This window comes from Flavobacterium frigoris PS1 (genome assembly GCF_000252125.1).
GTDB classification, from domain to species: Bacteria; Bacteroidota; Bacteroidia; order Flavobacteriales; family Flavobacteriaceae; genus Flavobacterium; species Flavobacterium frigoris_A.
The window spans coordinates 99,490-117,857 of the sequence record NZ_AHKF01000020.1; the positions used below are offsets into that span (position 1 = coordinate 99,490).

18 protein-coding genes are annotated in these 18,368 nt (G+C 34.4%); 9 read left to right on the plus strand and 9 right to left on the minus strand.

The genetic code is table 11. The features are described from left to right. The first annotated feature begins 185 nt into the window (after positions 1–185). A complete protein-coding gene (locus tag HJ01_RS12980) occupies positions 186–383 on the plus strand; it encodes a hypothetical protein (protein WP_007138912.1) in 198 nt (65 codons plus the stop codon). An 18-nt stretch (positions 384–401) separates the two neighbouring features. Here the strand turns inward: HJ01_RS12980 and HJ01_RS12985 are convergent, their stop codons facing one another. Continuing rightward, positions 402–1,343, minus strand: coding sequence for a LysR substrate-binding domain-containing protein (locus tag HJ01_RS12985; RefSeq protein ID WP_007138913.1), 942 nt, complete (start codon positions 1,341–1,343; stop codon positions 402–404). Between the two features lie 94 nt (positions 1,344–1,437). Here HJ01_RS12985 and HJ01_RS12990 point away from each other — a divergent pair, with 94 nt between their 5' ends. The 4 genes from HJ01_RS12990 (at position 1,438) to can (ending at position 4,808) form a co-directional block, all read left to right on the plus strand. Continuing rightward, a complete protein-coding gene (locus HJ01_RS12990) occupies positions 1,438–1,911 on the plus strand; it encodes a Dps family protein (protein WP_007138914.1) in 474 nt (157 codons plus the stop codon). A 136-nt stretch (positions 1,912–2,047) separates the two neighbouring features. Then, positions 2,048–2,332, plus strand: coding sequence for a hypothetical protein (locus HJ01_RS12995; protein WP_040473983.1), 285 nt, complete (start codon positions 2,048–2,050; stop codon positions 2,330–2,332). A gap of 82 nt (positions 2,333–2,414) precedes the next feature. Continuing rightward, entirely contained in the window at positions 2,415–4,070 is a 1,656-nt protein-coding gene (locus HJ01_RS13000; RefSeq protein ID WP_007138916.1) for a SulP family inorganic anion transporter, read from the plus strand. Positions 4,071–4,172: 102 nt separating this feature from the next. Next, a complete protein-coding gene (can, locus tag HJ01_RS13005; RefSeq protein ID WP_007138917.1) occupies positions 4,173–4,808 on the plus strand; it encodes a carbonate dehydratase in 636 nt (211 codons plus the stop codon). A gap of 34 nt (positions 4,809–4,842) precedes the next feature. Here the strand turns inward: can and HJ01_RS13010 are convergent, their stop codons facing one another. From HJ01_RS13010 to HJ01_RS13020, 3 genes are all read right to left on the minus strand, one after another. Continuing rightward, positions 4,843–6,042 carry an LETM1-related biofilm-associated protein gene (locus tag HJ01_RS13010; protein ID WP_007138918.1) on the minus strand — a complete coding sequence of 400 codons (1,200 nt, stop codon included), beginning with the start codon at positions 6,040–6,042 and terminating at the stop codon, positions 4,843–4,845. A gap of 203 nt (positions 6,043–6,245) precedes the next feature. Continuing rightward, positions 6,246–6,407 carry a hypothetical protein gene (locus HJ01_RS17675; RefSeq protein WP_007138919.1) on the minus strand — a complete coding sequence of 54 codons (162 nt, stop codon included), beginning with the start codon at positions 6,405–6,407 and terminating at the stop codon, positions 6,246–6,248. 299 nt (positions 6,408–6,706) lie between these two features. Continuing rightward, positions 6,707–7,234: a superoxide dismutase family protein gene (locus tag HJ01_RS13020; RefSeq protein WP_007138920.1), complete on the minus strand. Its 528-nt coding sequence runs from the start codon at positions 7,232–7,234 to the stop codon at positions 6,707–6,709. A 789-nt stretch (positions 7,235–8,023) separates the two neighbouring features. Between HJ01_RS13020 and HJ01_RS13025 the strand changes: the two genes are divergently transcribed. The 4 genes from HJ01_RS13025 (at position 8,024) to HJ01_RS13040 (ending at position 11,649) form a co-directional block, all read left to right on the plus strand. After that, positions 8,024–9,664, plus strand: a complete 1,641-nt coding sequence (locus tag HJ01_RS13025; protein WP_007138921.1) for a BCCT family transporter — start codon at positions 8,024–8,026, stop codon at positions 9,662–9,664. Beyond that, on the plus strand, positions 9,657–10,514 hold the full coding sequence (locus HJ01_RS13030) for a universal stress protein (RefSeq protein WP_007138922.1): 858 nt from the start codon (positions 9,657–9,659) through the stop codon (positions 10,512–10,514). Before HJ01_RS13025 ends, HJ01_RS13030 begins: the two co-directional genes overlap by 8 nt. 249 nt (positions 10,515–10,763) lie before the next feature. Next, positions 10,764–11,192 carry an META domain-containing protein gene (locus tag HJ01_RS13035; RefSeq protein WP_007138923.1) on the plus strand — a complete coding sequence of 143 codons (429 nt, stop codon included), beginning with the start codon at positions 10,764–10,766 and terminating at the stop codon, positions 11,190–11,192. Positions 11,193–11,196: 4 nt separating this feature from the next. Next, complete coding sequence (locus HJ01_RS13040) at positions 11,197–11,649, plus strand: copper resistance protein NlpE (protein WP_007138924.1); 453 nt, start codon at positions 11,197–11,199, stop codon at positions 11,647–11,649. 88 nt (positions 11,650–11,737) lie between these two features. Here the strand turns inward: HJ01_RS13040 and HJ01_RS13045 are convergent, their stop codons facing one another. From HJ01_RS13045 to HJ01_RS13065, 5 genes are all read right to left on the minus strand, one after another. After that, positions 11,738–13,528 (minus strand): acyl-CoA dehydrogenase family protein, encoded by a 1,791-nt coding sequence (locus HJ01_RS13045; protein WP_007138925.1) that lies wholly within the window; start codon positions 13,526–13,528, stop codon positions 11,738–11,740. 38 nt (positions 13,529–13,566) lie between these two features. Then, on the minus strand, positions 13,567–13,920 hold the full coding sequence (locus HJ01_RS13050; protein WP_007138926.1) for a four helix bundle protein: 354 nt from the start codon (positions 13,918–13,920) through the stop codon (positions 13,567–13,569). 36 nt (positions 13,921–13,956) lie between these two features. Beyond that, positions 13,957–15,138 carry an acetyl-CoA C-acyltransferase gene (locus HJ01_RS13055; RefSeq protein ID WP_007138927.1) on the minus strand — a complete coding sequence of 394 codons (1,182 nt, stop codon included), beginning with the start codon at positions 15,136–15,138 and terminating at the stop codon, positions 13,957–13,959. A gap of 108 nt (positions 15,139–15,246) precedes the next feature. Next, positions 15,247–17,637: a 3-hydroxyacyl-CoA dehydrogenase/enoyl-CoA hydratase family protein gene (locus tag HJ01_RS13060; protein ID WP_007138928.1), complete on the minus strand. Its 2,391-nt coding sequence runs from the start codon at positions 17,635–17,637 to the stop codon at positions 15,247–15,249. Positions 17,638–17,701: 64 nt separating this feature from the next. After that, on the minus strand, positions 17,702–18,178 hold the full coding sequence (locus HJ01_RS13065) for a MarR family winged helix-turn-helix transcriptional regulator (RefSeq protein WP_007138929.1): 477 nt from the start codon (positions 18,176–18,178) through the stop codon (positions 17,702–17,704). Positions 18,179–18,368 lie beyond the last annotated feature (190 nt).

The following is an 18,368-nucleotide window of genomic DNA, read 5'->3' on the forward strand; positions in this document are numbered from 1 at the left end:
GAGTTTTTAAAGAGAAAGTTTTGTGAAACCAATGAATTATAGGAATGCGATAAGTGAAAAGCGTAGTTGATTTTAACGCGCGGGACTAATATTTATTTCAGTTTGGCTCAGCTTTTGCATTACAGGGAATCAGGGTCATTATATTTATTGTATAATTAGATCAATAACTCTTTAAATAATGCGTTATGTCCAGATTAATTTATTTTCATACCAAAGATTCTCTTGAGAGAGTCAGCCTGAATCCTGAATTATTCAGTAAAGAATTAAAAAAAGCAATAAGAAACTTATTGCCATATGAAATGGAACATTTAAAAAATTGGCTACTGTTTTATACTGACAGCAAACCAGAGTTAAAAAAATGTATTTCTTTAATCTGTGAATAAATAAAGCAATATTAAAGTCTATTTTTTTTGGATTGGGCTAACTATTTGTACATTTTGAAAAACGATTGCACCTTTTATTACTCCTGCTATTGTGCTTCTAAGCGCATCAATTATCTGGATTTTTAATTCGCTTTTCGGAAATATCAAACTCACCTCTCGAGCAGGTTTAGGCTCTTTAAAGTGTCTTAATTTCAACTTATCTGCTTCTTTTAAGTCCAATGTGTGCAAATAAGGCAATAGCGTAGTGCCCAATCCTTCATCGGCTAGTTTTATTAGAGTTTCAAAGCTGCCGCTTTCTATTTGAAAATGACTAAACTCATTTTTAGGATTATTTTTACACAAATTCAGTATTCCATCTCGGAAACAGTGTCCGTCTTGCAATAGGAGGATTTCGTCTAAGTTCAAGTCGGCTACTTCAATTTCTTCTTTTTGAAAATCGCGGTGACTTTCTGGTATGTAAGCAACAAAGGGCTCAAAGTACAAAACTACTTCCTTAATTTTCTCCTCCATCAGTGGAGTAGCAGCTATTGCTGCATCAAGATGACCGTTGTTTAGTTTTGTAATTATTTCCTCAGTATTTAATTCCTCAATTATGAGTTTTACTTTTGGATATTTTTTGATAAAATTATTTAAAAACATTGGTAGTAAAGTAGGCATGATAGTTGGGATTATCCCTAATCTAAATTCCCCGCCTACGAATCCCTTTTGTTGTTCAACAATATCTTGTATTCTTCCAGCTTCGTTGACTATGTTTTTGGCTTGAGTGACTATTTTTTCTCCAATATCGGTCAGTTGGATCGGTTTTTTTGATCTGTCAAAAATCAGAATGTTTAATTCCTCTTCAATTTTTTGTATTTGCATGCTCAATGTTGGTTGAGTTACAAAACATTTTTCTGCTGCCAAAGTGAAGTTTTTATGTTCCGCAACCGCTAAGACATATTTTAATTGAGTAATAGTCATGGATAGTATTTTATGATGCAAATATAAAAACAATCAATTTGCTTTATAGTGTAAAATCCTATTTTGTTCGTTAAATTTGTTAAAAATACATCACATGAAAACAAATATTTTAGGTTTACCAGTTCAAGAGTCAGAATTAATAGTAACGGAATTAAATACTTTATTATCAAACTATCAAGTGTACTATCAAAACCTGAGAGGGATTCATTGGAATATTAGAGGGAAACGTTTCTTTGATTTGCATGTTAAGTTTGAAGAGCTTTATAACGATTCGCAATTAAAGGTCGATATGATAGCTGAACGTGTTCTTACGCTTGGTGGGACACCACTACATACTTTTGAGGATTATATCAAAAACAATAAATTAGCTGTGGGTAAGAATATTTCCAATGATGAAAAAGCAATTCATTTAATTGTAAGTTCATTATCTGATTTATTAAGAATGGAAAGAGAAATTCTTGACAAGGCATCTGCAATAAATGATGAAGGGACAAACTCGATGATGAGCGATTTTATAGTAGAACAAGAAAAAACCTTATGGATGATGCAAGCTTGGCTTGAAGAATAAAAGAGATCGTTTTATGAAAATTAAACAGCAGCATACTAGTAAATTAGGAAGCTGCTGTTTTTTTTAAATGTTAAACTTTTATGAATTTTATTGGAGTTCCTTTTGGTTGTCTAAGTTAAAATTTACTTTTGTGCTAATGAAATTAATAGCTCGCATATTTTTATTCTTATTTATTGTCTTTCTAACAACTCCTACGATTGTTACGATGGTAAAAAAGTCATGCGATACTTCAAGATTTTTTAGTCTCTCAGAAGAAGAGCACGCTCAAAAAGAAATCAAAGTTTTTACCCGCTACGAAGAGATTCAAGTAGGATTCTTAATAGGTAAAAACAATAAATCAAGTCTTATACTTTCAGAAAATTTGTCTAAACACGATAATATTACTGCTAGCATATTTTCCCCTCCGCCAGATTTGGCATAATACTTCCGATTATATTTTAAAAAAAAATTAACTGTTTACATTTTTCAATGTAAGAGGTTTACGTATAATTTATTACAGTATTATGACAAAAAAAATTAATCTTTTTGCCAACCTTAAATCTGATTTTGCATCTGGTTTAGTGGTTTTTTTGGTGGCTCTACCCTTATGTTTAGGAATTGCAATGGCTTCTGGTGCGCCGTTATTTTCAGGAATTATTGCTGGAGTTATTGGCGGAATTGTAGTGGGATATTTAAGTACATCTCACATAAGTGTCGCAGGTCCTGCAGCTGGTTTAACTGCAATTGTTTTAACTGCAATCAGTGACTTAGGCGCTTTTGATGTCTTTTTATTGGCCGTTTTTATTGCGGGTTTATTGCAATTGATATTAGGGTTTGTTAAGGCGGGAAGTATTTCTAATTATTTCCCAACAAATGTTATTGAAGGAATGTTAGCAGGAATTGGAATTATTATCGTTATGAAACAATTGCCTCATGCATTTGGTTATGATAATGATTTTGAAGGTGATTTATCCTTTTTACAATCTGATGGGACGAATACTTTTTCTTCATTATTAGGGGTTTTTGATCATATCCAATTAGGCTCAATCGTGGTTACAAGTATATCATTGATAATATTGATTTCATGGGATAAGCTCCCTTTTCTTAAAAAAATAAAATTAATTCCTGGAGCATTAGTAGCGGTAGTATTGGGGGTTGTTTTGAATGAACTTTTTATTACTTCAGGGAGTTCATTAGCTATTGCAAAAGAACATTTAGTTTCTTTACCGGTTCCAACGTCTTTGGATGAGTTTAAATCAATAATTGTTACCCCAAATTTTTCGAGTATTCTAAACCCTCAGGTTTGGATTGTAGCTATGACCATCGCTATTGTAGCCTCTATTGAAACACTTTTAAGTATTGAAGCTGCAGATAGAATGGATGTGCAAAGACGGTATACAAACACTAATATTGAGTTGAAAGCACAAGGAGTTGGTAATGTTATAAGTTCATTATTGGGAGGTTTACCATTAACATCTGTAATTGTTCGCTCTTCAGCAAATGCGAGTTCAGGCGCTAAGTCTAAGATGTCTGCAATGATTCATGGTCTTTTATTATTGATTAGTGTTTTGGTAGTTCCGTTTATCTTGAATAAAATCCCGCTGGCTACTTTAGCCGCAATTTTAATTTTAGTAGGGTATAAATTAGCTAAACCAGCAACTTTTAAACATTTTTGGGAAAAAGGAAAATATCAATTCATTCCTTTTATCGCGACCTTACTAGCCGTTGTATTTATGGATTTATTGAAAGGTGTCGCACTGGGAATTATAATTAGTATCATTTTTGTTCTTAGAGGAAATCTAAAAAGAGCCTATAGTTTTAAAAAGGAAGAATATGAGGATGGAGATATCATTCATATCGATTTAGCTCAGGAGGTTTCTTTTTTGAATAAAGCTGCGATAAAAAGTACACTTAATGATATTCCTGAAAACTCTAAAGTAATAATAAATGCCCAAGATACTGTTTATATAGCCCATGATATCTTAGACTTAATACGTGAATTTAAAGAAACTCGAGCAATTGATGAAAATATCAAAGTTAAACTGAAAGGGTTTAAAAAGGCATATGATTTAGATAATTCACCAGAGACAGCAAATCATGTATCATTCGAACATTATTATGATGTTGCTAAAAGAGTAATAGTTAAAAAAGAAGTGGTTAAAGAAAATTTTGATAATTAATTAAAATAAGAATATTTCTATGTAATTTGGAGCTTAAAAAGAATTTTCTTTACAATGCTTTTTAAGACGAGATAGAATTGATTATTTATAAAACATAAAAAAATGAGTGATTTTTATAAAAAAATATTAGATAATAATAAGGAATGGGTTCAGAATGCTTTAGCAAAAGACCCTAATTTTTTTGCAGACTTAGCCAAAGGGCAAACACCACCATTATTGTGGATAGGATGTTCTGATAGTCGTGTGCCTGCAAATGAAATCATTGGCGCAAAGCCAGGTGAAGTTTTTGTACACAGAAACATTGCTAACATGGTTGTACATTCTGATATGAATATGTTGAGTGTACTAGATTATGCAGTTAATATTCTGAAAGTAAAGCATGTGATTGTATGTGGTCACTACGGTTGTGGTGGTGTAAAAGCTGCAATGGGAAACCAATCTATAGGGATTATTGATAACTGGATTCGTCATATTAAGGATGTTTACCGCTTACATAATGCATATTTAGATTCAATTGAAGATGAAACGGAGCGTTTTAATACTTTTGTTGAGATTAATGCTAAGGAACAGGTTTTTGACTTGTCAAAGACGTCGATCGTACAGGCTGCCTGGAAAAATGGCCAGGAATTAAGCATTCATGGTTGGGTATACGGATTGAATTCTGGTTTTGTAACCGACTTAGGTGTTAATATTAGTTCTAATAAAGATTTAGACGAAGTGTTTCAATTACAGTTTTAAAATATAAAAATCCGCTGAAAAGCGGATTTTTTTTTTATTCTATATCTAAGTTCTCGTTAAAAGCAGAGGGGAGTAATTTGGGTATAAACTTAATTAATATTGGTAACAAAAGGCTTCCTCCAGGTAATAAAAAAATGGTTAGTGAAGGAACAGATTTACAAATATCTAACAACTGTTTTTTTACTTTTTTCTTTTCTTTAGGGTCTAAATCACGACGTGTCGAAATGGCGAGTAAAATCATCAATTCTTTACTTTGAATAATTTCTTTAACTAATCTGTTTTTATTACGACTTATTAATGTGATAACGCTTTGTGTAGTCTGGTCATAGAAATGCTTAACAGGATTAGAATAATTAAAGTAGGGGATGTCTTTTTTATGCTTAACTATAAAGTCATCTGTACTTTTTATACTATCTGCTACAAAATCGTCAGAAACTGAAATTAGTTCAGCTAATTTATGTAAAAAGTAGACTTCTTCATTTTCAATTTTTCCATCACTCCACAAGGCCATGCCTGCAATGTCTATCAGATAAAATTTTTCCAAATCAGAAGTGAAATAGCTTAAGTCTAATTCTTCTAAATTCTGGGTATTTATTTTTGAAAATTTACTGTATCGTACTGATGCTTCAAAAAGTTTAATCAGTAAATCGTCATAATTGGATTTATTGGTTTTAGTTTTCAATGCGAGCGAAACAATACTGATGACAGCTTCTTCAATTTTTTTTAGATATTTTTCTGGAATTTCGCCATGCATCAAATATTGGCGAAAAGCCAAAACATCAATAAATAGTAACGCATTGGTTACGATATGTGAAAAGTTTTTACTGATTATATCGATATTGGTTTGTACTCTTTCATCAATTATTTTTTCCAAATTTAAAGAGGGGGAACCATGTGGCAATACTTTCTTAAACAAGTTGAATCCCTGTGGATTCATTTCGTCATAAAACCCCAAAACTTTAGATATAAAGGCAGCGGAATTAATTTCCTGTGTAGTTAGACCATAAATGGCATTTAAGGTGTTTAGTAATGCAACTTTCGGAATCTCATTTTGAACCCAACCTTTGGTTTCAATAGGAACATTTGTTTCGAATGACACAATATGACCATATATAAAACCTGTTTTTCTGATATTCTGATAAAAAAGTTCCGGAATCTGGTAGACAGTTTGTTCCGTTAGTTTTTGTTTAAGAAAATATTTGTCTATCCAACCTGTTGCCGAAGGGTTAATCATTGTTCTATTTTAAAAATGTAAAGCTAAGTTTATTTATGAATTTATTTAAAACGCAAGCTTCAATTAATAATTAAATTGCTGTTAATTTTTTGCTTTAAGGTTCTTCTGGCAGCAATTGATTATTTCTGTAATCTTATTGTTTCGTGTTGCTCCTCGTTTTGCTTGATTGAGCTAATAGAGTTAGTTTTTCCTTTAGGTTGGGCTCAAAGCCAAGTATTGCTAGTCTTTTTGTTGTCTTCAAATGCGATTTGTAAATCTGATGGAACTATTAAATCTGCTACTTCATCTACTGAAGTCCAAGTTCTATTTGTTTTGGCAGTTTCAAATTTGGTTAATCCACTTTGATGCATTAGGTTTTCAAGCAACAGTTTTTAAATTTACGATTCATCTAGTTTATTCCAGGTACTTCTATCTTTTCTAGGTGTAAATAATTGCTTTCTCTTTTCGGAATCTAATCTTTTTACAGTCGAATCAATTTAGCCTTAGCAAACTGCTGCTTGAACGGCCTCTTCCCAACGCATACTCTCAAAGGACTATCTACTTCATAAGTAAATAAATACCTATTGCATCCGAATGGTTTTCATGAAGGCAATTCCACCATTCTATCAAGTTTTTGAAATAATGGAGTTGTTTTTCCTCCAGACCGGTTTTTCCTTGAAATGTTTTATTTAATAATAGCTGAACAAGCTACTCTTGCACCTGCATTTCCCGAGGGCTGAGAAACAAAATCATCTGCTCCTTGATGGACAATCAATCCTTTACCAAGAATGTCTTTTGTAGGATCTCCAGATCCTATATTCCATTCGTCAGTTGTTAAAGTTATAGTTCCGTTTCCATTTGCATCAGCGGTAAAGTTACCAATATCTCCCTTGTGATATTCGCCAATACCCCACTTTCCGTGTTTTTTGAAGGTAGGATTCCAGTGTCCTCCAGCTGAGCTTCCATCTGCTGCTGAGCAATCTGATTTCTCATGAATATGGATGGCGTGAATTCCTGGCTGTAGACCTGCTAATTTAGCAACGAAAGTAACTTTACCGTTTTTTTCTATAAAAGTAGCTGTGCCAGAAACATTACTGTCGCTTTTAGGTTCAAAAGTAATTTCTAATTTTTTAGAGTCATTAGAGTTACTATTAGTTTTACAACCAATAAGGACCGCAATGATAAGTGCTGTTGAAAGTATGATTTTCTTCATGATTTTTGTTTTTTTAGAATTTTATATAAAATTACATATAAATCAGCATCATAAGGTATAATTTTAGCTAAAATATGTAGTAGGAAGATTTGGTAAATTAATTGAATTCTTTAAAAATGTTGCTGAGTAGTAAGGAACAAGACTATAGCAAGGAATTCTTTTTTTAATTATGTATTTAGCGCAAGGAAATTAGCTGTAGTTTTAGAATGATACAGTACGTATATATAGTAGTATAGCAGTTTTTTTTTGACAATAGTTAGTATAATAGCCTCTATTTGAAGTTTTTGATCTTTATTAATGCCTTTTTTTAGTAATAAAAATGTAAATTACATAAAATTAGGTTTTTATTAGTGTCATATTCTCTGAAATAACTCCTATTGCGCATTTATGGCGGTTTAGGCTACTTTTTTCACTAAATTTGCAGTCCAATATTTTGCTTTTTTAAGACTGTTTTTAATTAATCAGGTTGACATTGATTAGAGATCTTTAATCATTTACTCATTTAAGTTTTTTCTATATACACGCTATGGCTTTAGTCATTAGTACATGCTGTAATTTTGCTTTTATTCAGAAAAAAGCCTTCAGATTTACTGATTTTTATAGGAATGTAATCGGGGAATTAGTCTCCGCGGGAAGTATATATCCTTTTTTTTTTTTTGAATATCGCGGAAGGCAGTTATTTCTGCTTTAAGATTAATATTGGGTGGTTACGATTATTAGGTTTTATATATAAATGGAGGGTTAGATGCTCTCATAGAAATTAAATTACATTAAATAACAAAATGATTTATGGCTAAGAAGATTATAAGAAGTGATGAGAGGAAATCCATTTTTGGATTGGATGTTAATGGGCCTGTGTTTTTTACATCGGCGATTATCATCATCATCATAATAGCACTAACGCTGATGTTTAAAGACGGAGCGGAACACGTTTTTACCGCAATTCAGAATTTTGTCGCTAACAAAGCAGGTTGGTTTTTTATATTAAGTGTCAATATTTTTCTGATATTTATGGTTTATCTGGCCTTCAGTAAATTTGGTCACTTAAGGATTGGAGGGCAAAACGCAAAACCCGAGTTTAAAACGCTTTCTTGGTTCGCGATGCTTTTTAGTGCGGGAATGGGAATTGGATTGTTGTTTTGGAGTATTTCAGAACCAGTTTATCATTTTCTGAGTCCACCAATGGCAGAAGGCGGAAGCGCTGAAGCGGCTAAGGAAGCTATGAGGTTTACCTTTTTGCACTGGGGCTTTCACGCTTGGGCAGTCTATGCATTGGTAGGATTATCACTAGCGTATTTTACCTATTCACGCGGACTTCCACTTACTATAAGATCTATTTTTTATCCTTATTTAGGAGATAGAATTTACGGGAAAATTGGAGATGCTATTGATATTTTTGCGGTAATTGCGACTTTATTTGGTCTTGCTACATCTTTAGGAATGGGAGTGCAACAAATTGCTGCAGGATTAAATCACCTCTGGGGAATAGATAGCGGCGTACAGACTCAAATTCTTCTAATTGCAGGAATAACAGCAATTGCTACTGTTTCAGTTGTTTTAGGAGTAGATAAGGGGGTGCGAATCCTGAGTGAGTGGAATATGAGAATAGCGTTGCTATTTCTTTTGATAGTTGTGGTTTTAGGACCGACGATCTTTATTTTTAAATCGTTTGTACAAAATACAGGAAATTATTTATCTAGTATTCTAGAACTTTCAACATGGACAGAAAGCTATACTGGTTCTAACTGGCAAAATGCCTGGACCGTTTTTTACTGGGGATGGTGGATTGCTTGGTCTCCTTTCGTAGGGATGTTTATTGCTCGTATTTCTAAAGGACGTACCGTGCGTGAGTTTATTTTGGGAGTTTTATTAGTGCCTTCCCTTGTAACTTTTTTCTGGATTACAGCTTTTGGAAGCACAGCTTTACATATGACACTTCTGGGAGATGATACCATTGCAAATGCAGTGAATGATAACGTTGCCACTGCACTGTTTGTGTTTTTGGAAGATTATCCTTTTGCATTTTATCTTAACATAATTGCTATAATTTTAATTGCAGGATTCTTTATTACCTCTTCAGATTCTGGATCTTTAGTGGTTGATAATTTAACTTCCGGAGGTAAAATTGATGCTCCAGTAGGTCAAAGAATATTTTGGGCTCTTGCTGAAGGTGGTGTTGCTGCGGTACTTTTAATAGGTGGTGGATTACAGGCGCTTCAAACAGCAACCATAGTTACTGGATTGCCTTTTGCCGTGATTTTAATAGTCATGTGTTTTTCACTTTACAAAGGCTTAAGTGAAGACCTGAAGAAATTGCAAAAACGAGAATCACAAAAAGACCTCGAAAATTACGAGGAAATCGTTTCTGACATCGTTAAAAAACAAAGTATTATTAGCAAAACAAAATTAAACAACCCCAATAATGACTGAAATTAAAAACATCTTGGTCGCATTAGACCTTTCGGATATTGATAACACCCTTATTGAATATGCATCATTTATTGCAGATACGCTTAAGGTTAAAAAAGTGTACTTTGTACATAATATAAAAAAATACGAGATATCGGAATTATTTGAAGAACAGTTAAAGGATATTAACCTTGACGAAATAATAGGGGATGAGTTGAATGAAAAGGTAGAAGAGAAATTTAAATCTTCAGTAGAATGGGAAGTGCTTATTTCTGAAGACCCTTATTCTGAATCCTTGATCAATTACATTGTCAACAAATACGAAGTTCAGTTGGCTTTAATTGGTAATAAAAATAAGATAAAAGGTACTGGAGTCGTTAGCGGAAAATTATTGCGTTTGCTTAAATGTAATATTCTGTCTATCCCTAAAAATGCGAAACCTGTTATTAGCAATATTTGGGCTGGAACAGATTTTTCAAGTGCTTCTAATAAGGTTTTTGAAGTGGCTGAAAATTTACAAAAAAACACTGATGCTAAAGTAAAAGCGGTCCACGTTTACAATGTGCCGTTACAATTTTCGCCTTACATTCCAAAGGAGCACCTTGATGCGAAGATTGAAAATCATCTGAAGGAAAAATATGAGAAATTCATAAAAAAGGTGGGATATAAAGGGGAGTTAACTACAGAAATTATTCCAGGAAGAGATAGCGGGGTTGCAGAAAAACTGCGTGCAAAAGCCGCAGCTGCTAAGGTTGATCTTATTATTGTAGGAGACAAAGGCAGAAACACTTTTTCTTCTTTACTAGTAGGAAGTGTTACCGAGGAGCTTTTCAACCAAGATCTGGAAGTGCCTTTATGGATTGTAAAGTAGAAAATTAAAACTTGGGATAGCCTCTCAATATATTTTGAAATAAATTTAAAAGCTGCAATCATCTCGTTGATTGCGGCTTTTTTAAACAAATAAATTTAACTAAAAATTATTTTTTTTTCTTAAAAGTAAAACTAATTTTTAGCTACTAATTTTGATGTTATTACTATTAAAATATTTATTCTTTTATAATAATTTACGACAGCTATGATTTTGGCAATGTTATTGCGTTAAATGCTAAAAATAAATCTCATGAAAAAACTAATGTTATCACTGACCATTTTCTGTTCGGTACTTATTTCTTGTAATTCTGTAAAAACAGCCAACAGTAAAATGACTTCACTTGAAGGTTCTTGGGAATTAAATTACATATCTGGTCCACGTATAGTCTTTGATGGTTTGTATCCCAATAATAAGCCAACTATTGCTTTTGATTTGAAAGAGAACAGAGTCTTAGGGAAAAATAGTTGTAACAGTTACTTCGGACCATTGGCTGTTGATGGCAACAAAATTGATTTCAAAGGACCAATGGGAGCTACAAAAATGTTTTGTCCAGGCGAAGGTGAGAATGTTTATATGACGACACTCGAGAAAATAGATTCTTATTCTGTTTCAGAAGATGGAAAAACATTAACGTTAATAATGGACGACATCGCAATGATGCGTTTTGATAAGAAGTAACACTATGAAAAAAAATATAGTTACATTAGTAATTGTCTCATTGTCCTTTTTTAGCTGTAAGAAAGAAATAAAAACGGTAGAAGCAAAAAAAGATACAATTGCAGATGTTGTTGATACAATTACAACAGATATGCATAATTCTCAAAATGCTTTAGATTGGCCAGGAACCTACAAAGGAATGACTCCTTGTGCAGATTGTGAGGGAATTGAAACGGAACTAATCTTGAATAAAGATCTGACTTTTGTTTTGAAAACAAAATATTTGGGCAAAGAAAAGGAAAATGTTTTTGAAGAAAAAGGTGATTTTACTTGGAATGCATCTGGCTCCATTATCTCTTTAAAAGGAATATCTTATCAATATAAAGTGGGAGAAAATACGTTGACGCAATTGGATTTGGATGGAAAAGCAAGTACGGGTTTATTAGCAGATATGTATATTCTAAAGAAATATAATTAGAAATTTGAATTAAATAAAAAAACCGTCCTGTTTGTTAGAACAAGACGGTTTTTTAACAAATAAATTCAATTAAAAACTACCTTATTGCTTAGAAGCAATATTGGTTTTCTGCTACTAATTTAGTAGTAATAGCTTCTCTTAGTCCAACAACATTTGGCATATTAGTATATTTTGTGAAACGTCTCAAGCCCATTAGCATCATACGTTGTTCGTCACCTTCAGCAAAAGAGATTATGCTTTCTTTTCCTTTTAGAGTTACAACATCAACCGCTTGGTACAAGTATAATTTTGCCATTGCAATTTGTTCCACTATTTTGTCTTCACCTTCTTTTTTGGCCATTTTTTCAGTTCTTAAAATGGTACTTTCAGCCATATAGATTTCGATAAGAATATCAGAAGCTGCCATTAATAACTGTTGGTGTGCATCTAAGTCTGGTCCGTATTTTTGAACGGCACCGCCTGCAACCATTAAGAATGCTTTTTTCAACTTAGCGATCATTTCCTTTTCTTCTGCAAATAATTCAGAGTAGTCAGGAGTTTCAAAAGATGGTATTCCCATTAATTCTTCTTGTACTTTTGAAGCAGGTCCTAGTAAGTCAACATGACCTTTCATTGCTTTTTTGATCAACATTCCTACTGAAAGCATTCTGTTGATTTCGTTAGTACCTTCGTAGATACGAGCGATACGAGCGTCTCTCCAAGCACTTTCCATTGGTGTGTCTTCAGAGAATCCCATTCCACCAAAGATTTGAATTCCTTCATCAGCACAGTTTTGTACATCTTCAGATACTGCTACTTTAAGGACAGAACATTCAATTGCATATTCTTCAACCCCTTTTAATTCGGCATCTTGATGCGTAGCACCTTCTGCTTCACGAGCAGAGATTCTGTCTTCAATATTTTTTGCTGCTCTATAAGTAGCACTTTCACCTGCATAACAAGAAGTTGCCATTTCAGCTAATTTGGCACGAATCGCTCCAAATTGAGAGATTGCAGTGTTAAACTGGATTCTTTCGTTTGCATATACAGTAGCGTTAGTAATCACTCTACGTTGTGCGTCAAGACAGGCTGCAGCCAATTTGATACGACCAACATTCAGAGCGTTCATTGCAATTTTGAAACCGTTCCCTCTTTCAGAAAGCATGTTTTCAACAGGAACCGTAGTCTCGTTGAAGAAGACCTGACGAGTTGATGAAGCACGAATACCTAATTTGTGTTCTTCTTCACCCATTGAAATTCCATTGTCGTCAGAATTTTCAACGATAAAACCAGTAATGTTTTTATCATCTCCAATACGTGCAAAAACGATGAATACGCTGCAGAAACCTGCATTCGAAATCCACATTTTTTGACCTGTGATAGAATATGTTTTTCCGTCTTCAGATAAAACAGCTTTTGTTTTTCCTGAATTCGCATCTGATCCTGCACCTGGCTCAGTAAGACAATAAGCACCAAACCATTCGCCAGAAGCTAATTTAGGTACGTATTTTTGTTTTTGTTCTTCTGTACCGTATAAAGTGATTGGCATAGTTCCAATTCCTGTATGTGCTCCAAAAGCAGTCGAGAATGATCCCGTTGCTCCAGAGATATAATCACAAACTAAAACGGTGTTTACAAATCCCATTCCCATTCCACCGTAAGACTCAGGAACTGCAACGCTCAAGAAACCTAAGTCACCTGCTTTACGCATGGTTTCTTCAGTTAAGGCGTAATCTTTCTTTTCAAAACGGTCTTTATAAGGCCATAATTCTTTGTCTACAAACTCTTTTACAGAGTCACGCATCATTAATTGTTCTTCATTGAAATCTTCTGGTGTAAAGATGTCTTCACACTTGGTTTCTTTTACAAGGAATTGACCCCCTCTGGTTACGTCGCTCATGACTTTGTTATTTTAAATTTTGAATTATAAATTTTAAATTATTTTGTATTCGCTTCCTGAGAAGTTTTAATAATTTTTGTTATTATGTTTATTATATGCTCAATCTCAATTAAATAATTGGTCATCGAAATTGTTGTTAGATTAGATTTGTCCAATAAACGCAACCAATATTTGGTTTCTCTCGCTTCTTTAGAGGCAATTGCCATTTTGTGAACAAAATCTTTTCTAGATTGGGCTGCAATAGCTTCTTCAACATTTGCTCCAAGGCTTGTTGCAGACCTTAGTATTTGTTTAGAAATTATGAATTCGTTTTCCTTTTTTAAGGAGATGAAAAGATTTACTATAATCAGTGCAAAATCAAATGTTTTTGTAGCGATTATATTTTCTTTCATCTCACTTAAAATTTAGAATTCATCATTTAAAATAAATTAAAGGAGTTCATAAACCCCAGCACTTCCTTGACCTGTTCCCACGCACATAGTAACGATTCCGTATTTGTTACCACGACGTTTCATTTCGTCAAATAATTGAACGGATAGTTTAGCACCTGTACAACCTAGTGGATGTCCCATTGCGATTGCACCACCGTTTACATTGATGATATCAGGATTTAAATCAAGTTCTCTTATTACGGCAAGTGATTGTGAGGCAAAAGCTTCGTTTAATTCTATTAAGTCAATATCATTGATAGACAGTCCTGCTTGTTTCAATACTTTTGGTATTGCTTTTACAGGTCCTATTCCCATGATTCTAGGTTCAACACCTGCAGATGCAAAGTTTACTAATCTAGCGATAGGTTCTAGGTTTAGTTCTTTTACCATCTCTTCGCTCATTACAAGTACAAAAGCGGCACCATCACTCATTTGTGAAGAGTTACCAGCCGTTACGCTTCCACCAGCTTCAAAAACGGGTCTTAAACCTGCTAATGCTTCTTTTGAAGTTCCAAATCTTGGTCCTTCGTCTTTGTTTACAACGTAAGACTTTGTTTCTTTTTTACCATTTTCATTGATAAACGTTTGTTCAACAGTAATTGGAACGATTTGTTTGTCAAATTTACCATCAGCTTGCGCTTTCAAGGCTTTCATATGAGAGTTGTAAGCAAACTCATCTTGATCTTCTCTTGACACTTTAAATTGCTGTGCTACTGCTTCGGCTGTTAAACCCATTCCCCAGTAGTAGTCCTCGTTTCCTGCTTTTGCAACAGCATAATCAGGAGTCGGTTTGTAACCTCCCATTGGAATGAAACTCATACTTTCAGCACCACCTGCAATAATACAATGTGCCATTCCTGATTGGATTTTGGCTGTAGCCATCCCAATTGTTTCCAATCCCGACGCACAGTAACGGTTAACCGTTACACCCGGAACATCTTCGATTTTCAATCCCATTAAGGAAATCAAACGAGCAATGTTTAATCCTTGTTCTGCTTCCGGCATGGCATTTCCTACCATCACGTCATCGATACGAGTCTTGTCAAAATCAGGTAGCTCATTCATCATAAATTCGATGGTTTCTGCAGCTAATTCATCAGGTCTTTTAAATCTGAACACTCCTTTTGGGGCTTTCCCCACGGCTGTTCTGTATGCTTTTACTATATAGGCTGTTTTCATATTAGCCCCCTAACCCCCGAAGGGGGAATTCCTATTAGGGGTGAATAGGATTTTAAGTTAATATTATGGTTAAACCTTCTAAATTCCCCCTTGGGGGGTAGGGGGCTCTTAATTTCTAAGAGGTTTCCCTTTGGTTAACATAAACTGGATTCTTTCTAGTGTTTTTCTTTCTGTACATAGTGACAAGAAAGCTTCACGTTCCAAATCCAATAAATATTGTTCACTTACCAATGTTGGTTCAGATAAATCACCACCAGCCATTACATAAGCCAGTTTGTTTGCGATTTTCTTATCGTGTTCAGATATGTATTTTCCAGCTTCCATTTGGTCCGTTCCTACTAAGAACATTCCCAATGCTTGTTTTCCTAATACCTTAACATCCGTTCTGTGAATAGGTTGTGTATAACCTGCTTCAGCCATAATCAATGCATGTTTCTTGGCTTCAGCAATCTGACGGTCTTTGTTCACTACAATGATATCTTTTCCTTTTTGTAAAAGTCCAGAGTCAAAAGCTTCGTATCCAGAAGTAGATACTTTAGCCATAGCAATCGTCAAGAAATACTCTTGCAATACATTCAGCTCCACATCATTTTTGTGAAATAAATCAGAAGCACGCAAGGCTAGTTCTTTCGAACCACCACCACCAGGAATTACTCCAACTCCAAACTCAACTAATCCCATATAGGTTTCAGCTGCAGCGACTACTTTATCAGCATGTAAACTCATTTCGCAACCTCCACCAAAAGTCATTCCGTGAGGCGCAACCACTACTGGAATTCCAGAGTAACGCACACGCATCATGGTGTCTTGGAACATTTTGATAGCCATGTTCAATTCGTCATATTCTTGCTCAACAGCCATCATGAATATCATCCCGATATTAGCACCAACAGAGAAATTCGCTGCTTGATTCCCAATAACCAGACCTTGATATTCATTTTCAGCCAAATCGATTCCTTTATTGATCGCTTGTAAAACATCGCCACCAATGGTATTCATTTTAGACTTAAATTCTAAGTTCAAGATTCCATCTCCTAAGTCTTCTATAATTGCACCGCTATTGCTCCATACTTTTTTGCTTTCGCGAATGTTGTTCAAGATGATAAATGAATCTTGACCAGGAACTTTAGTTTGTGATTTTGTAGGGATATTGTAGAAATAAGTAGCCCCTTCTTTAATAGAATAGAAGCTTTTGCTTCCGGCAGCTAGCATATCATTTACCCAAGCAGCAGGAGCAAGGCCTTCTGCTTTCATGATTTCAATTCCTTTTTCGACACCTATAGCGTCCCAAATTTCGAATGGACCATTCTCCCAACCGAATCCAGCTTTCATAGCATCATCGATTTTGTATAATTCATCTGAGATTTCAGGAATTCTATTCGAAACATAAGCAAACATACCGGCAAAACTTTTGCGATAAAATTCACCCGCTTTGTCTTTTCCTTTTACCAAAACTTTAAAGCGATCAATTGGTTTATCAATTGTTTTTGTTAGTTCTAAAGTAGCAAAGGATGCTCTTTTAGCCGCTCTGTATTCCATAGTTTCTAAATCCAAAGTCAGAATTTCTTTTCCTTCTTTTTTATAGAAACCTTGTCCCGTTTTACTACCAAGCCATTTGTTTTCCATCATTTTATTGACGAAGTCTGGCAGTTTGAATAATTCGTGTTGCTCGTCATTTGGACAGTTTTCATAAATTCCATTAGCAACATGTACCAAAGTATCTAGTCCAACAACATCCACTGTTCTGAAAGTAGCTGATTTTGGTCGGCCAATAACTGGTCCAGTCAATTTATCTACTTCTTCAATGGTTAATCCCAATTCTTTAACCAAATGGAATAAACTTTGAATTCCGTAAATACCAACACGGTTTCCAATGAATGCAGGAGTATCCTTGGCTACAACTGAAGTTTTACCTAAGAATTTCTCTCCGTATATAGTAAGGAAGTCCAAAACTTCAGTTGAAGTTTGTGGTCCGGGAATAATTTCAAATAATTTTAAGTAACGCGCAGGGTTGAAAAAGTGAGTTCCACAGAAATGTTTTTGGAAATCTTCGCTTCTTCCTTCACTCATAAAGTGAATCGGAATTCCAGATGTGTTTGAAGTAACCAAAGTTCCTGGCTTTCTGAATTTTTCGATTTGTTCGAAAACCATTTTCTTGATGTCCAAACGCTCTACTACCACCTCAATAATCCAGTCAACAGTAGCAATTTTTGCCATGTCATCCGTAGTATTTCCAGTTGTAATTCGGTTAGCGAATTTCTGACTGTAAATAGGAGAGGGTTTTGACTTCAAGGAGTTCGCTAAATGCTCGTTTACCAATCTGTTTCTAACGATTTTACTTTCTAAAGTCAGACCTTTTTTAGTTTCGGCATCCGTAAGTTCTCTTGGAACAATGTCCAAAAGTAAAACTTCAACTCCAATGTTGGCAAAATGGCAAGCAATTCCTGAACCCATAATTCCGGATCCTATCACTGCAACTTTTTTAATTGTGCGTTTCATACGTGGTTTATATTTATTTTATATTAAATCCCAAAAGCTATTGGGAATATTGACATTCTTAATTTTATTTCAGACTGATAATACTATCACTCTCTGAAATCTCAGTTTGAGTAAATATGTTTTTCTCTTGAATCAGTTCGTTGATCGTCTCAGCTACTTCAATGAAATGTTTTAGTTTTTCGTCAGAGATATGCTGCTTCACAGTTTCATTAAACTTCAAAACGGTATTCTTAGATAACTCTCTTTTCTCTTTACCAAAATCAGTTAGGTAAATTAAAACACCGCGACCATCCTCTGGATTTTTCTTTCTGATGATGAGTCCTTTGTCTTCCATTGATTTTAATGTTCTGGTCAAGCTCGTGGCTTCCATCCCCATTTTTGGTCCTAAAGCTGTCGAGGGAGTTCCTCCCTCTTTATCAATGCTCAGCAATGCAAAACCAGTAGCCATACTGGCATCGTATTTTGAAGCTTCCTCGTTATACATTCGTGCAACCGCTTGCCAAGTAGCGCGAAGGATGTAATCTATTGTTTTGTCTTTCATAGGTAACTATATCGATTTCAAATATAATAAAAAAAATACTATGCACGCATAATAAATTCAATTTTTTTTTCATAAAAAGTATTAAATATAGAAAAATACCACTGAATTAGAGTCAATTGATTGGTTATTTAAGGTATTTTTAGGGCATGTCCTTCCTTAACCCCGATTGTTATCGGAGGGCAGGTCGGGC

What these genes read in the sequence shown, in the direction of transcription:
- HJ01_RS13010 (WP_007138918.1), bottom strand. Translation starts at nt 6,042, where the DNA reads ATGATTAACCCTTCGGCAACAGGTTGGATAGACAAATATTTTCTTAAA.
- HJ01_RS13055 (WP_007138927.1), bottom strand. Translation starts at nt 15,138, where the DNA reads ATGAAAACAGCCTATATAGTAAAAGCATACAGAACAGCCGTGGGGAAA.
- HJ01_RS13045 (WP_007138925.1), bottom strand. Translation starts at nt 13,528, where the DNA reads ATGAGCGACGTAACCAGAGGGGGTCAATTCCTTGTAAAAGAAACCAAG.
- HJ01_RS12995 (WP_040473983.1), top strand. Translation starts at nt 2,048, where the DNA reads ATGAAATTAATAGCTCGCATATTTTTATTCTTATTTATTGTCTTTCTA.
- HJ01_RS12980 (WP_007138912.1), top strand. Translation starts at nt 186, where the DNA reads ATGTCCAGATTAATTTATTTTCATACCAAAGATTCTCTTGAGAGAGTC.
- HJ01_RS13050 (WP_007138926.1), bottom strand. Translation starts at nt 13,920, where the DNA reads ATGAAAGAAAATATAATCGCTACAAAAACATTTGATTTTGCACTGATT.
- HJ01_RS13020 (WP_007138920.1), bottom strand. Translation starts at nt 7,234, where the DNA reads ATGAAGAAAATCATACTTTCAACAGCACTTATCATTGCGGTCCTTATT.
- HJ01_RS13065 (WP_007138929.1), bottom strand. Translation starts at nt 18,178, where the DNA reads ATGAAAGACAAAACAATAGATTACATCCTTCGCGCTACTTGGCAAGCG.
- HJ01_RS13040 (WP_007138924.1), top strand. Translation starts at nt 11,197, where the DNA reads ATGAAAAAAAATATAGTTACATTAGTAATTGTCTCATTGTCCTTTTTT.
- HJ01_RS13035 (WP_007138923.1), top strand. Translation starts at nt 10,764, where the DNA reads ATGAAAAAACTAATGTTATCACTGACCATTTTCTGTTCGGTACTTATT.
- HJ01_RS13000 (WP_007138916.1), top strand. Translation starts at nt 2,415, where the DNA reads ATGACAAAAAAAATTAATCTTTTTGCCAACCTTAAATCTGATTTTGCA.
- HJ01_RS13060 (WP_007138928.1), bottom strand. Translation starts at nt 17,637, where the DNA reads ATGAAACGCACAATTAAAAAAGTTGCAGTGATAGGATCCGGAATTATG.
- can (WP_007138917.1), top strand. Translation starts at nt 4,173, where the DNA reads ATGAGTGATTTTTATAAAAAAATATTAGATAATAATAAGGAATGGGTT.
- HJ01_RS12990 (WP_007138914.1), top strand. Translation starts at nt 1,438, where the DNA reads ATGAAAACAAATATTTTAGGTTTACCAGTTCAAGAGTCAGAATTAATA.
- HJ01_RS13030 (WP_007138922.1), top strand. Translation starts at nt 9,657, where the DNA reads ATGACTGAAATTAAAAACATCTTGGTCGCATTAGACCTTTCGGATATT.
- HJ01_RS13025 (WP_007138921.1), top strand. Translation starts at nt 8,024, where the DNA reads ATGGCTAAGAAGATTATAAGAAGTGATGAGAGGAAATCCATTTTTGGA.
- HJ01_RS12985 (WP_007138913.1), bottom strand. Translation starts at nt 1,343, where the DNA reads ATGACTATTACTCAATTAAAATATGTCTTAGCGGTTGCGGAACATAAA.